This window comes from Acinetobacter sp. SFA (assembly GCF_001647535.1).
GTDB classification, from domain to species: Bacteria; Pseudomonadota; Gammaproteobacteria; order Pseudomonadales; family Moraxellaceae; genus Acinetobacter; species Acinetobacter pecorum.
The window spans coordinates 103,327-116,564 of record NZ_LSZI01000020.1; the positions used below are offsets into that span (position 1 = coordinate 103,327).

The 13,238-nt window shown below is 43.6% G+C and carries 13 protein-coding genes; 4 read left to right on the forward strand and 9 right to left on the reverse strand.

Translation table 11 applies throughout. The annotated features are described in order from the left end of the window. Positions 1 to 22: 22 nt before the first annotated feature. The 5 genes from AY607_RS12620 to AY607_RS12640 form a co-directional block, all read right to left on the reverse strand. Positions 23 to 454 (reverse strand): BLUF domain-containing protein, encoded by a 432-nt coding sequence (locus tag AY607_RS12620; protein ID WP_064096520.1) that lies wholly within the window; start codon positions 452 to 454, stop codon positions 23 to 25. 79 nt (positions 455 to 533) lie between these two features. After that, positions 534 to 1,268 carry a proteasome-type protease gene (locus AY607_RS12625; protein ID WP_064096521.1) on the reverse strand — a complete coding sequence of 245 codons (735 nt, stop codon included), beginning with the start codon at positions 1,266 to 1,268 and terminating at the stop codon, positions 534 to 536. A 13-nt stretch (positions 1,269 to 1,281) separates the two neighbouring features. After that, on the reverse strand, positions 1,282 to 2,061 hold the full coding sequence (locus AY607_RS12630) for a transglutaminase family protein (protein ID WP_064096522.1): 780 nt from the start codon (positions 2,059 to 2,061) through the stop codon (positions 1,282 to 1,284). After that, the gene (locus AY607_RS12635; protein ID WP_064096523.1) at positions 2,058 to 2,660 is read right to left on the reverse strand and encodes an alpha-E domain-containing protein; all 603 of its coding nucleotides are present in this window, start codon (positions 2,658 to 2,660) and stop codon (positions 2,058 to 2,060) included. The genes AY607_RS12630 and AY607_RS12635 overlap by 4 nt, the downstream gene beginning before the upstream one ends. A 23-nt stretch (positions 2,661 to 2,683) precedes the next feature. Continuing rightward, positions 2,684 to 4,243: a circularly permuted type 2 ATP-grasp protein gene (locus tag AY607_RS12640; RefSeq protein WP_064102694.1), complete on the reverse strand. Its 1,560-nt coding sequence runs from the start codon at positions 4,241 to 4,243 to the stop codon at positions 2,684 to 2,686. A gap of 238 nt (positions 4,244 to 4,481) precedes the next feature. Here AY607_RS12640 and AY607_RS12645 point away from each other — a divergent pair, with 238 nt between their 5' ends. Beyond that, complete coding sequence (locus tag AY607_RS12645) at positions 4,482 to 5,489, forward strand: helix-turn-helix transcriptional regulator (protein ID WP_064096525.1); 1,008 nt, start codon at positions 4,482 to 4,484, stop codon at positions 5,487 to 5,489. A gap of 499 nt (positions 5,490 to 5,988) precedes the next feature. Further along, the gene (locus tag AY607_RS12650) at positions 5,989 to 7,659 is read left to right on the forward strand and encodes an FMN-binding glutamate synthase family protein (RefSeq protein ID WP_064102695.1); all 1,671 of its coding nucleotides are present in this window, start codon (positions 5,989 to 5,991) and stop codon (positions 7,657 to 7,659) included. A gap of 85 nt (positions 7,660 to 7,744) precedes the next feature. On the opposite strand, the gene AY607_RS12655 is transcribed toward AY607_RS12650, so the two are convergent. Genes AY607_RS12655 through AY607_RS12670 form a run of 4 tightly spaced genes read right to left on the reverse strand, consistent with a single transcriptional unit; the run spans position 7,745 to position 11,479 of the window. After that, positions 7,745 to 8,788 (reverse strand): alpha/beta hydrolase, encoded by a 1,044-nt coding sequence (locus tag AY607_RS12655; protein WP_064096527.1) that lies wholly within the window; start codon positions 8,786 to 8,788, stop codon positions 7,745 to 7,747. Then, positions 8,788 to 9,927: a YdcF family protein gene (locus AY607_RS12660; RefSeq protein ID WP_064102696.1), complete on the reverse strand. Its 1,140-nt coding sequence runs from the start codon at positions 9,925 to 9,927 to the stop codon at positions 8,788 to 8,790. Before AY607_RS12660 ends, AY607_RS12655 begins: the two co-directional genes overlap by 1 nt. Position 9,928: 1 nt before the next feature. Continuing rightward, entirely contained in the window at positions 9,929 to 10,969 is a 1,041-nt protein-coding gene (gene murB, locus AY607_RS12665) for a UDP-N-acetylmuramate dehydrogenase (protein ID WP_064096529.1), read from the reverse strand. Between the two features lie 3 nt (positions 10,970 to 10,972). Further along, the gene (locus AY607_RS12670; protein WP_064096530.1) at positions 10,973 to 11,479 is read right to left on the reverse strand and encodes a low molecular weight protein-tyrosine-phosphatase; all 507 of its coding nucleotides are present in this window, start codon (positions 11,477 to 11,479) and stop codon (positions 10,973 to 10,975) included. A 120-nt stretch (positions 11,480 to 11,599) separates the two neighbouring features. Between AY607_RS12670 and AY607_RS12675 the strand changes: the two genes are divergently transcribed. Then, positions 11,600 to 12,760, forward strand: a complete 1,161-nt coding sequence (locus AY607_RS12675; protein ID WP_064096531.1) for an iron-containing alcohol dehydrogenase — start codon at positions 11,600 to 11,602, stop codon at positions 12,758 to 12,760. 41 nt (positions 12,761 to 12,801) lie between these two features. Beyond that, positions 12,802 to 13,236 carry an acyl-CoA thioesterase gene (locus AY607_RS12680; protein WP_064102697.1) on the forward strand — a complete coding sequence of 145 codons (435 nt, stop codon included), beginning with the start codon at positions 12,802 to 12,804 and terminating at the stop codon, positions 13,234 to 13,236. Positions 13,237 to 13,238 lie beyond the last annotated feature (2 nt).

A 13,238-nucleotide genomic window follows, 5' to 3' on the forward strand; every position in this document is an offset into this window, starting at 1 on the left:
CCCAACCAGTGTTGGGCTTTATTTAGGCTGACTTTTGTTCTTCACCTTGCTCTACACATAATTGCAGCAATAGAGCATCAACATGACTTTGCTGAAATGCAAAAGGGTTAAAGTCATTAAATCCCATGTCCTGACAGAATTGCTGGATTTGACTGCGTTTAGAAATATATTTCATCGACCAGTCCGGGAAACTCGGATATTCAATTTCCTTGGTTTCAAATAGTTTAATGTCCTGATGGCGCGGATCTTTATTCAGCCTCTCGACCAGCAGACTTTTTAAAGTAAGACACTCACCTTCCAGACATTGAAAAAAACAACCATCAGCAAAATACAGTACACCTGTAACTTGATGCTGGTAATTAAAATCACGAGCCTCTTTCAAAATATTCGCTAAATCTTCAAGCAAATCAGTTTTGGGAGAAGTACTTTTACTGGCGTAACAAAATTGGTACATGTACTAACTTCTCTTTTTTATTATGCCTGATGCATAGAAGTTAACACTGTACGTGAAAAACCGGACCTAGGATAGATTTTTACAAGAAATACTCATTAGATGGAACCGGAAGTTCTGCCAGTCCTTTTTTCAAGGTTTCCGACCATTGCCGGCTGATTGCCGTGAAATACTCATCATCTTCAGCAATACGCTTACCTCTCGGCATCATCAGACTGTCTTTTTTATAGACCAGTACATCGAGCGGCATACCAACTGAAACATTAGAGCGCAAGGTAGATGCAAATGAAATCAGGGAACAGCGCAAGGCTTCATCCAGCGGCATATCATAAGTCAGCGCGCGATCCAGGATGGGCTTGCCATATTTGCTTTCGCCAATCTGGAAATATGGTGTATCGCGTGTCGCACAGATAAAATTTCCCTGCGGATAAACATGATAAAGCTGCATATCTTGGTCTTTGAGTTGTCCACCCACCAGCAGATTACAATAATAATTACTCTGTTCCGAAATATCGCTCGTGACGTTGGCAATTACTTTTTTCAGCATGCTTCCCACCAGTTCCGCGACATCAAACATGGTATGCAGGCTCAATATATTAGGTTCCTGCTTCAGTTCAAGCTGATTTTTGATATGTCCGATCACGGCTTGGGTGGTTGCCAGATTGCCGGATGCCTGTATCACGATCATACGTTCCCCAGGAACTCCGAAGGTGTATAGCTTTCGAAATATAGAGATGTGATCTACTCCGGCATTGGTCCGGGTATCACTGATAAATAGCATACCTTGCTCTAAACGCAATGCACAACAATACGTCATTAGTTCGTCCTTATTAACATCCTAGCACCTGAACGCTGGAAAGCATGGATTCCACACCGCCCATCTCTCTTACACCGCGTACCGGTGCCACATCCCAATAATCTCGTCCAATCGCCACATAAACATGCGAACTCGGAGTGAACAGCAGATTACTGACATCAAAACAATACCATGTCTGGTCTACAAACACCTCTGCCCAAGCGTGACTGGCCAGATGCGAGGCATTTTGTGCATATAAATAACCAGACACATACCGGGCAGGTAAACCCAGATATTTACACATGGCAATAAAAATATGGCTATGATCCTGACAAACCCCCTGTCTGGACTCAAAAGCATTTATTGCTGTGCCTTGTACAGAAGTGCTGTTGGAAATATAAGGTACATGCTCCAGCAATGCCTGTGCCAGTCCAATCAGATGCTGACGGCTTAATACAGGGACATGACGTTGTGCAAAATCCTTCATTGCTGCATTACACTGGGTCGATTCGGTCGGCTGTAAAAAAAGATTGGGATTAATTGAATCATTCAGCCCACTCTGATGTGCAGGATTCAGCTCGACAATCCCCTGTGCCATAATGGTTAAGGAATAGTACGGCTCGCGCTGGTTACAGGTCATCCACAAATTTTGGAATGCATCTTTTCGTATCTGTTTATAACCCGGCACGCTGATATCCCACGAATGTACCCGCTGATGCGCATTATTCGAAGGCATCATTTTGATGTACTGAATACTGTTCCTCACCTCGGCCGTATACATATAATGGGTTTGGTGATTCACCATCAATTTCATACATCTGCCTCAAACAGTTGATGAATATGGTCGCTAAACTGATAGAATTCAATCCGGTTTGGCTCTGCACGCAACTGTTCCCAGTACTGTTCCAGATCGCCCCAGCCCATTTCCACCAAAATTTTGACGATATAATCAATTTTACCCAGTGTAGTACCAGTTTCCTCACCCAGACGCAAATGATGATCAAGCTGTTCTAGACATTGGCCTAAACTAAAAAACAGAAAGATATCGGAAGACTCCGCTTCCAGAATATCTTCACATTCATTCACTACTTCACAAATATAACCGGCATTTTTGTCTGCAGTTTTGATCAGTTTCATCATTTCCGCATAGCCTGATGCCGACAATACTCCGCGCAACTCCTGAATATTATCTTTAGCAATTCCCAACTGCTGGCTAAAAGATGCCAGTTGAGTAGGATCAAGTAGCAGCTCATTTAAGGAGCTGGCATCGAAGGCAGGTAAACAAAAAGCGTGTGCATAAGTTAAAGCCGCCTCATCTTCTAAAAATGGAAAGCGGGCACATAAAAAATGTGTGCGGGCTAAATAGCGCCCTAACCAAAAAATATGTTTTGCATTGCTATTTAGCAAAACCATGACATTTTTCCTTCTTTGGAATCTTATGAATGTAAATTGTCGACTACCCAGGTATCTTTAATACCGCCGCCCTGTGATGAATTTACTACCAGTGAGCCAGGCTGCATCGCTACACGTGTCAAGCCACCCTGTACGATTTCAGTACGATAAGGTGAACTCAGTACAAATGGGCGTAAGTCGATATGACGTTCAGCAATACCAAAATTGGTTAAAGTAGGACTAACCGATAAGTCCAAAGTTGGCTGCGCAATATATAAATGTGGCGCAGCTAAAATTTTCTCCCTAAAATCTTCAATTTGCTGTTTAGATGCCTGTGGGCCAATGAGCATGCCATAGCCACCAGAACCTTGTGCTTCTTTCACCACCAGCTGATCCATATGAGCCATGACATAGTCCAGTTCTTGTGAATTACGACATTGATAAGTCGGAACATTCTTCAGAATTGGCTGTTCGCCCAAATAAAAATGAATCATTTTGTCGACATATGGATAAACTGATTTGTCATCTGCCACACCAGTTCCTGGAGCATTTGCAATCACGACATTATTTTGCAAATAAGCTGACATCAAGCCAGCTACACCCAAGGTGCTATCCGGTTTAAAGCATAATGGATCGAGAAAAGCGTCATCGACACGTCTATAAATAACATCGACTCGTTGGCGACCACGTATAGTTTTTACATAAACCTTCGAGTCATCAACAAAAAGATCACGTGATGTTACCAATGGTACATCCATCTCTATTGCAAGAACTGCATGCTCGTAGTATGCACTATTGAAACGTCCTGGCGTCAGTACCACAACAAATGGCTTATCGACATAGGCATTTTCTATCAAAATTTCTTTTAATAATTGTGGATATTGCTCAATTGCAGCAATCTTGGACTGTTCGAATACTTTCGGCATCAGCTTTTCACTGATCTTGCGGCATTCCAGCATATAAGCTACACCCGATGGCGTTCTGAGATTATCTTCCAGAACATAAAACTCGCCTTTGGAATCACGGATCAGATCTATACCGCTGATCTGGCTATAAATCCCGCCTTTCAAGCTATGTTGATACATGTGTGGCTGATAGGCCTCATGGGTCAAAATCTGCAGTTCAGGAATAATATTGGCTCTTAAAATATCTTGTTGATGATAAATATCATGCAGGAATAGATTTAGTGCCCGTACACGTTGGGCCGAACCTAAAGCCACCATATTCCACTGTTTCCGGTCAATGACTCTCGGAATGATATCAAAGGGAATCGTTCGCTCTACGCCTTCTTCCTCCCCATAAACCGTAAAAGTAATACCGTGATGTAAAAAATGTTCTTTTGCAACCTGATTAAGTGTATTAAGTTCATCAAGAGTATGTTGAGATAACCATTCTTCCAGTCTTTGGCCGGCCTGACTGGACAGCACATGCTCATCCTGCATTTCATTAAAAAACTTTGAAGACAGTTGCTGCAATAAAAGTTGTGGATTGGTTGTTGTAGATACCGTTGGGGTTTTAGTGTCTATAAAATTCTTCCCAAGATTCGGAGAAGTAAATTTATCAATCGTTTCAATCACATTTGTATCCTGATTTCCTTTAAGCATACAAACCCTCGTATTATCATCTATTCTAATTTAATCAAAGCAATATCTATGCCAGCGCATCTATATTCCGCCTATCATTAATCTAGGAAATACCATTTAAACTCAATGCTATTTCTTGCCAAGTTGTTTTTAGTTTGTAGGACAATTGTTGCGTTTAAGGACTTGCGAAAAAATGTGAGTTTTCTTATTGTGTTAATCTAAGTTTAAATCCCGTCTTTTATTGCCAGTAAAATACACTATGTCAGCACAAGAAAAAGAAACCTCGAACAGCCTGTATCGCCAATGGCAAATCTTGTCGCGTCTTTCTACCGGCAAATGGATGGGAACACGTGAATTACAGGAAATCCTGAATCGCGAAGGTATCGATATCAGTCTGCGTACCATTCAGCGTGACCTGAACCAGATTGCGCAACGCTTTCCAATTGAAAGTAGTAAGACCACACCACAAGGCTGGCGTTGGCGCTCAGATGCGCCACTGCAAAGTTTGCCGCATATGACCAGCTCGCAAGCCGTCACCTTTATGATGGTCGAAGAACATTTAAAACACCTGCTGCCACCGAGCCTGATCGAAGAAATGAATCCCTGGTTTGATCTGGCGCGACGCAGTCTTTCCTCCCAGAACAATGTCCGGCAATGGATTAATCGCGTGCGTATTGTTCCAGCTACCCAGCCGCTGATTCCACCTGTCGTCGATAAAGCGGCTCAACAAGCCGTGTATGAAGGTCTGTTACAGGACAAACAACTGGAATGTGTGTATCAGGGACGTGTTCATAACAGCGAAGAAAAAACCTATATTCTCAATCCTCTGGCTTTGGTGCAAAAAGGTTCCATTATCTATTTAATATGTACCCGTCATGACAAGTCCGATATCCAGACTTTTGCCCTGCATCGCTTTAAATCTGCCGTAGTACTGAATTCACGTGCCTTGCATCCGGTGAATTTTGACATTGATGAATATATTGATTCTGGTGCACTGGGTTTCCGGGTGGATTTCAATCAGCCTACAGAGAACGTCACGCTTAAATTAACCATGTCGGAAGCAGATGCACATTATCTGGAAGAAAGCCAGCTTAGCAAAGACCAGAAAATTGAAAAAATAGATAAGGGTATGGCATTAATCACAGCCACCGTGCCATTCACCTCACAACTGGTCTGGTGGCTGCGTAGCTTTGGTAAAAAGATTAAACATATTGAACCGAGTATTGTGGCGGATGCAGTCAATCAACGGGATGAGGGGAATCCTTAGCTAGGGTTTCATCGAGATTTTATAAGAATTAAAAATAAAAAAGCCCCCAAATTGGGGACTGGAGAATTATGCTTATATTTTTGTAATTATTGTGGTGATCTGTCGCTGTGCCCACCTGCCTCTCTTTGGTACCCCGGAATTCAGGTTGGATAAAAGTTCGATATTTAAAAATAACTGAGACATGAGCAAGCCAGTTCAGCAGTATTAAAGCGAATGGACTTTTTGGTCATGGGATCAAGCTCCTATATAATAGTGGATAAACCAACTATAAAATTATCTCTCCATCTTGTGAAATAAAGAGAATATCTATCTTATGCAGATTTTTTCTATAGGAATTTTTCAGTAATGTTTATCAGCAATCGCTGTGGAATCATTGCATCGCTTGGTAGGGTTTTCGGCAAGTTTATAAAATTGAATAACAATTCTCTGCTTGTATAAGATAACGGGCTCTGCACATCATAAAGCCCTGTAGAAGTCGAAATAGGGACTTAATTTTACAATGGCTAACCCTGCGCAATTAGTACGTCATAAACTGCTTAATACGTTTTTTTCCCGCCATTCGGTCTGGTTTGCCTGCATTCTGATAGCAGTGATTTTTACCACATTCCATATCGGTTATTCGCCGCGTTATATCTATTATTTCATGCCGCAAACTTTGGTGAATACCCTGTGGATTCTGAGTATTCTCCTCAGCCTATTGGGTTTGTATGATGTACTGCAAAATAAGCATTCTATTCTGAAAAATTACCCAATTATGGGACATTTCCGCTTTATCTTTGAAGAATTCCGGCCAGAGATTCGTCAGTATTTTATTGAAGCCGACCGGGATGCACTGCCTTTTTCCCGCATGCAACGCAGTCTGGTGTACCAGCGGGCGAAAAACGAAAACTCAGATAAACCTTTCGGCTCGATATTGAATGTTTATGAAGATAATTACCGCTTTGTCAGTCACTCTATCACCCCCTGTAAAGTTGCCGATCCGCAGACTTTTCGTATCCTGATTGGGAATGAGCAATGTACACAGCCATTTTCAGCGTCTATTTTAAATATTTCAGCCATGAGCTTTGGCAGCATGAGTGCCAATGCGATACGTGCACTTAATCTCGGCGCTCAAAAAGGTGATTTTTTTCATGATACAGGCGAAGGCAGTATCAGTCCCTATCACCTGGAATATGGCGGTGATCTGGTCTGGGAAATTGGCAGTGGATATTTTGGCTGCCGTACTTTAGACGGACAGTTCGACCCGGAACGTTTTGCTGCTCAGGCCAAATTACCCCAAGTCAAGATGATTGAAATCAAACTTTCGCAAGGCGCAAAGCCTGGACATGGTGGCATTTTACCTAAAAGTAAAATATCGGAAGAAATCGCACAAATCCGGGGTATCAGCCGTGATCATGACTGCGTTTCACCTTCTAGCCATCCGGCATTTAGCACCCCAATTGAAATGATGAATTTCATTCAACAATTACGTGAACTTTCCAACGGAAAACCAGTCGGTTTTAAGCTGTGTCTGGGTCAGCCTTGGCAATTTATGAGTATTGTAAAAGCCATGTTACATACCCAGATTTACCCGGATTTTATCGTGGTCGATGGATCTGAAGGTGGAACCGGTGCTGCACCAATTGAGCTAATTGACTATGTCGGCGCACCATTACGAGAAGGTTTACTGTTTATACATAATACCCTTGTTGGTGCAGGATTGAGAGATAAGATCAAAATTGGTGCAAGTGGTAAAATTATTAGTGCATTCGATATTGCAAGCACGCTTGCCATTGGGGCGGATTGGGTGAATTCCGCCCGTGGTTTTATGTTTGCAGTGGGCTGTATTCAGGCACAAAGCTGTCACACCAATCAATGTCCGGTTGGAGTCACCACCCAGGACAAAGATCGCCAAAAAGCACTACATGTACCAACCAAGGCAGAACGTGTCTTTCATTTTCATAAAAACACCTTGCATGCCCTGTCTGAACTGATCGCTTCCGCAGGTTTAAAACACCCTTCAGCCATTAAGGCGCATCATCTGGCGCAACGTGTGAATAGTCACGAAATAAAAAACTTTGCACAGATTCATTTTTGGTTGAAAGAGGGAGAATTATTGTCTTGTGAAAATAAAGATGATGAGAATTTTTACTTCCGAATGTGGAATTTGGCCAAATTAGAACATTTTTAAATCAACAAAGTTAGACATAAAAAGGCATTCTAAAAAAACGCCTTTTTTTACTTGAATGTTCAACCTTCACTCTATTAACAATAAATTAATAATAAGTTTTACTGCCATGGGCATGTAGAAAGGCCGGAATCAAGCCTGTCAATGCAGCACGAATGTCTGCACGCTCGTTGATTAACTGATGTGAACCTTCTTCCAGCATCAATAAGGTCTGAAGCCGGAATTTACGCCGGATAAATTCAATATTGTAGCGCCAGTCCACAGTCTGATCCTGTGCACCCTGCGCCAGCCAGACCGGAATACGGCAAGCAGGTCGCGCTTCCATTTCCAGCATCCAGCGCGACATCGCCAGAATCCAGTCCATGCCCATCATCCGCGGTTGTAATGGATCTTTAAGCCGGATAAAACGCAGAAACTCCGGATTATGATTATTGCGTCTGAAATGTCGGGGAACTTCACGTTTGATGCGGCTAATAATGCCCAGCCCCACCGAATTATGCCACCAGGCAGTTTTGGCAGGGCGAATCAATGGTGATAACAGCAGAACCCGTTCCACAAAAGGATTTTCGCGACGCTGTGCAAATTCCAGTAAATGATGCATCCAGATCGCACCGCCGGTACTTTGCCCGATTCCCACCCAAGGTTTAGGTAATTGGGAGGCGTGCTGTACATAACGTTGTACTGCATGCAAAACCTGCTGATAGTGATCAAAATTCTGAATGCTGGCAGATGAACCATCACTCAGACCATGTCCAGGCAGATCATAGGTCAACACACTAAAACCCTGCTCCAGCAGCTCTTTTACAATCGGCTGATAAATACCACTATGTTCCAGATAACCATGCAACAGAAAAGCGGTTCCCTGAATCTTGTCAAAGCGGGTATTTTCCAGATTGGGCTCAAACACCTGTACATGCAGCCTGAATAATGGCATCTGCACATAGCCCTGCCAGTGTTTGCAGTCCAGCAAATCAAAACCATAAAGTTTTCGATAGGACTGCAAATCAATTGGCGGTTGATCACTACGATTCAGGTTCAAAGGTGGCAAAAGCTGTGGGGTAATGTCCCGACTAGGAATAGGTAAATCCAGCTGTTTCAGAACGGCGGGATTTAAAAATGGGATATCAGACATTATGGCACCTCCCGACAGTCACTGGATCCAAACCAGACATCGCGCATGGTCGCCAACATTTCATAATTGGCACGGCGACTATGATCATAATTTTGTGCACTTGGACGCCAGCGGGTCAAAGGCGTTGGCATCGGTGCTTCTACCGGAATAGTTTGTATACCATTTAAAGCAAATAAACGGCGGGTACGCGGCATATGATAACGATCAGTAATCAGAATCACTGTAGGTGCTCCACCTTTCTTTTGTAATAATAATGAACTGAAACGGGTATTTTCACAGGTATTCATACTGCGATCTTCCAGTAATTTTGCATCGACTCCGTGATTTTTCAGCCAGCGCTGCATATAGGGTGCTTCGACCCCACTCAAGACAATTGGTAACTGGTAATGTTTCTCTACTGCCAGCGTGGTTTCCAGTCGTAGTCGCGTATAATTATTGACGACAATTTCTTTGCGTTGCTCATCCAGAGTTAACCCACCACCCAGTACCACAATGGCATAAGGCTGAGAGCGATTCGCTGGTTTAACCTGCTGCTGATCTTGTAGTAAAGCCAAATCCTGCCGGATTTCTTCGCCATTAGTTTCCTGTACTGAACTAGCCTCCCTCTGCTCGAGTGGATGTGTCGTCAGAAACTCCATATATTGCTCAATGCGTTCCTTGTTTTCACTCCTATCCCACTCCAGTAATTCCCGGACATTGGCTGCCGGATCGACTGGTTCTGCATCTTCCTGTGAGCGCAATAACGGTACCTGGGCAGATGGACTTTGCTCTGATTTTTGATCTTGCTGCTCGCGCTGATAGTCTTCAATCACCTTCTGTAGCGCTTTATAACGCGCCTGAATCAGAAGCAGGTTAGCCGAGTTATTTTGCTGGATATCCTGTTCCATGACCTTTAAATATGCCTGTCGGGCAATCCACAAGTCAGACCCAGGTTCCAGATTTTCATGTTCGCTGAGTGCAGCCATTTTCTGGCTTTGAGCCGCAACTTCATTGAGTTCTACTGATGCAAAGTGATTTAAACCCTTTACGATAATTTTTGAGTAAAAAGGCGTATAAACAAACACCAGCAGACAGCCGCATAATACAAATAGTCCAGTGACAATTTGTAGAAAACGTACCATCCAATGGGTGTTCTTCATGTTATTCCTCTTCCTGATGAGAGCGGATCAGACCATTTTTATCGAACAATACAGGTTCAGGTTCCAGCATCAGCTGGAATTTATCCCAAACCGCTTGCTGTACCGCACGATACGTTTTACGTACATCGGTGAGAGAGGCTTGACCATAATTCACCAAGACCAATGCCTGTTTATGAAACATACCGACAGGGCCCAACTGTTTGCCTTTCCAGCCAGCCTGATCGATTAACCAGCCTGCTGCAAGTTTAACTTGCGCATTGGCTTGCTGGTAATGGGGTAAATTCGGGAAAGATGCAGCAATTCGGTCAAAGACCACCTGATCAACCACAGGATTTTTGAAGAAGCTGCCCACGTTAGGGAATTCTTGCGGATCAGGCAATTTACTCTGGCGAATCTGGATGACCTGTTGTTGCAGGTTTTCTGGCGAGAGCTGGTTACCAACTGCAGTTTTAAGATCACCATAATTCAGCTTTAAATCTGGCTGTTTAAGCAAGCTAAAAGTCACATGGGTAATCACATAACGATTTGGATCATCTTTAAAAATACTATGCCGATAGGCAAATTGGCAATCGGCTGCCTGAATCGAAGCAAACTGTTTCAGCTGACGGTCGTAGACCTCGACGGAATCAATAAACTCGCCGACTTCAACGCCATAAGCGCCAATATTCTGTACTGGCGAAGCACCGACCCGACCCGGAATTAAAGCCAGATTTTGTAAACCATACAGATCTTGTGCTGTAGTCCAGAGCACGAAGTCATGCCAGCCTTGACCACCGCCTACACGTAAGCGTTGCGTCTGATCATCAGCATCCAGCATCTCTATGCCATGAATATCCATATGCAGAACCAGTGCATCAATCTGCTCCGGCAACAACATATTGCTGCCGCCTGAAAGGATCAGCACATTGAGTTGCTGCTGTTCCGCAAAATCCAGTGCAGCCAACAGATCAGTGGTGGACTGAATATGAGCGTAATATGAAGCAACTGCTTCTAAATTTAAGGTATTAAAAGGTTTAAGTTGAACCTGGGTTTGAATCTGCATTGCTTAAACCTTGTTTAAATTCTGTTTAAAAATTTCAATCCAGGCCTGGCTGCTGGACTCACACTGATCAAGCACCCGCTCAAAGCCATCCGCTTCGCCATAATAGGGATCGGGTAAAGCCTGTTTTGGATAGATCTGATCATGCTCACTCATCAGTGCCACGCTTGCACGTACATGACCAAACCGAATTTCTGCCAGACGCTGTATGTTCTGGATATTGGATAAATTCTCCAGATCCATCGCCAGAATCAGATCATAATCAATAAAATCATGCGGAGTCAGCTGACGCGCCCGCAAGCCAGCAAGATCGTAACCACGTTTCAGCGCATGCTTTTGGCTACGCAAGTCCGGAGCCTTGCCGGGATGATAATTACTGGTTCCAACAGAATCGACCACGATATTCAGTTGCTGTTCATCACAATAATGTCTGAGTACCACTTCTGCCGTGGGAGAACGGCAAATATTCCCCAAACAAACACATAACACCTTGTATGGCGTTCTGGATGACATAAACAACCTCAGAGCTACTTTATTTTAAGGATTCTTATGTTAAGTTATTTATATACTGATTCCTATCTTACAACCATAGAATAATCTCGTATTTGCAATAAAAATATTAAGGATATCGCCATGAATCGTTTTCAATTTCAAACCGTCCCTAATGTCATTGCCGGACTAGGCACGATTCAGGAATTATTTAAAATTCTAAAAAATGGCCGTTATCAACGTCTACTGCTGGTGACCGATCCTGGCATGCTGAAGCAGCAATTACATCTTCCGCTTCTGGATATTATTGAATCTGCCGGACTGGATTACGTGATTTATTCGGATGTTCAGGCCGATCCGCCCGATACAGTGGTGCTTGAAGCGGCGGCTTTTGCAAAACAGGAAAATATTGATGTGGTGCTGGGCTTTGGTGGTGGCAGCTCAATGGATGTGGCCAAACTCATCGCGATTCTGGCACATCCTGAGCAGCATCAGACGCTGGCAGATCTGTATGGCGTTGATAATGCTACCGGACCGCGTTTAGCTTTAATTCTGGTACCGACCACTGCAGGAACAGGTTCAGAAGTGACGCCGATTTCGATTGTCACCACAGGTGAAACGACCAAAACTGGCATTGTCGCGCCCATTCTCTATGCAGATGTTGCCATTCTGGATGCAACCTTTACCCAAAATCTTCCGGCACAGATCACTGCCGCTACCGGCATTGATGCCATGGTGCATGCCATTGAAGCCTATACCTCAAAACACAAGAAAAACCCTTATTCGGATATGCTGGCCAAACAGGCTTTAAGATTACTGAATGCCAATCTGCCGCGTGTGCTGCAAGACGGATATGATTTAGAGGCGCGTCAAAATATGCTGGTCGGTTCCATGCTGGCTGGACAAGCCTTTGCCAATGCACCGGTCGCTGCCGTACATGCGCTGGCTTATCCGCTTGGTGGACATTTTCACTTGTCACACGGGCATAGCAATGCGCTGGTACTAACTGAAGTATTAAAGTTTAATGCGCCAGCGGCTAAACAGCTCTATGCGGAATTAATGACCTGGCTGGATCCCCGCAGTAAAGGTTGTCATGATGGCCTGACCGATCTGTTTATTGATCATTTTAATAATCATCTGATGCAAAGCAGTTTGACTCTAAAACTAAATCAGTTGAATGTTCCAGAACATATGCTGCAGGTCATGGCAGAAGATGCGATGCAACAAAGCCGGCTGTTGCAGAATAATCCACGTGAACTCAAGCTGGAGGATGCTTATCAGATCTATCAGGCGATCTATGCCTAGACCAATTTCTACCTGCCTGAATAGCTGAGGATTTAATAATAATGCAAGCTACGATCAAACAGCGTGAACACTATACTTTTTTCCTGCCCATTCAAACCCGGTGGGCAGACAATGATCTGTATGGCCATGTCAACAATGTCACTTATTACAGTTATTTTGATACCGCCGCCAATGCTCTGCTGATTCAGGAAGCTGCTTTTGACCCAAAATATTCACCCATGATTGGACTGGTCGTCAGCTCCAACTGTCAGTTTAATCAGGAACTGTCTTATCCGGAAATTATTGAAGTGGGCGTGGCCATTGAAAGTATGGGAAATTCATCGCTCAGCTATGATCTGGCTATTTTTAAACGCAACTCAGATACAGCTGCTGCACAAGGCAATTTTGTCCATGTATTTGTTGATCGTGAAACACGAAAAAGCACCCCGATTCCAGTTGAAATGCGAGATGCTTTATCTCGATTTGTTGTGACTTAAAA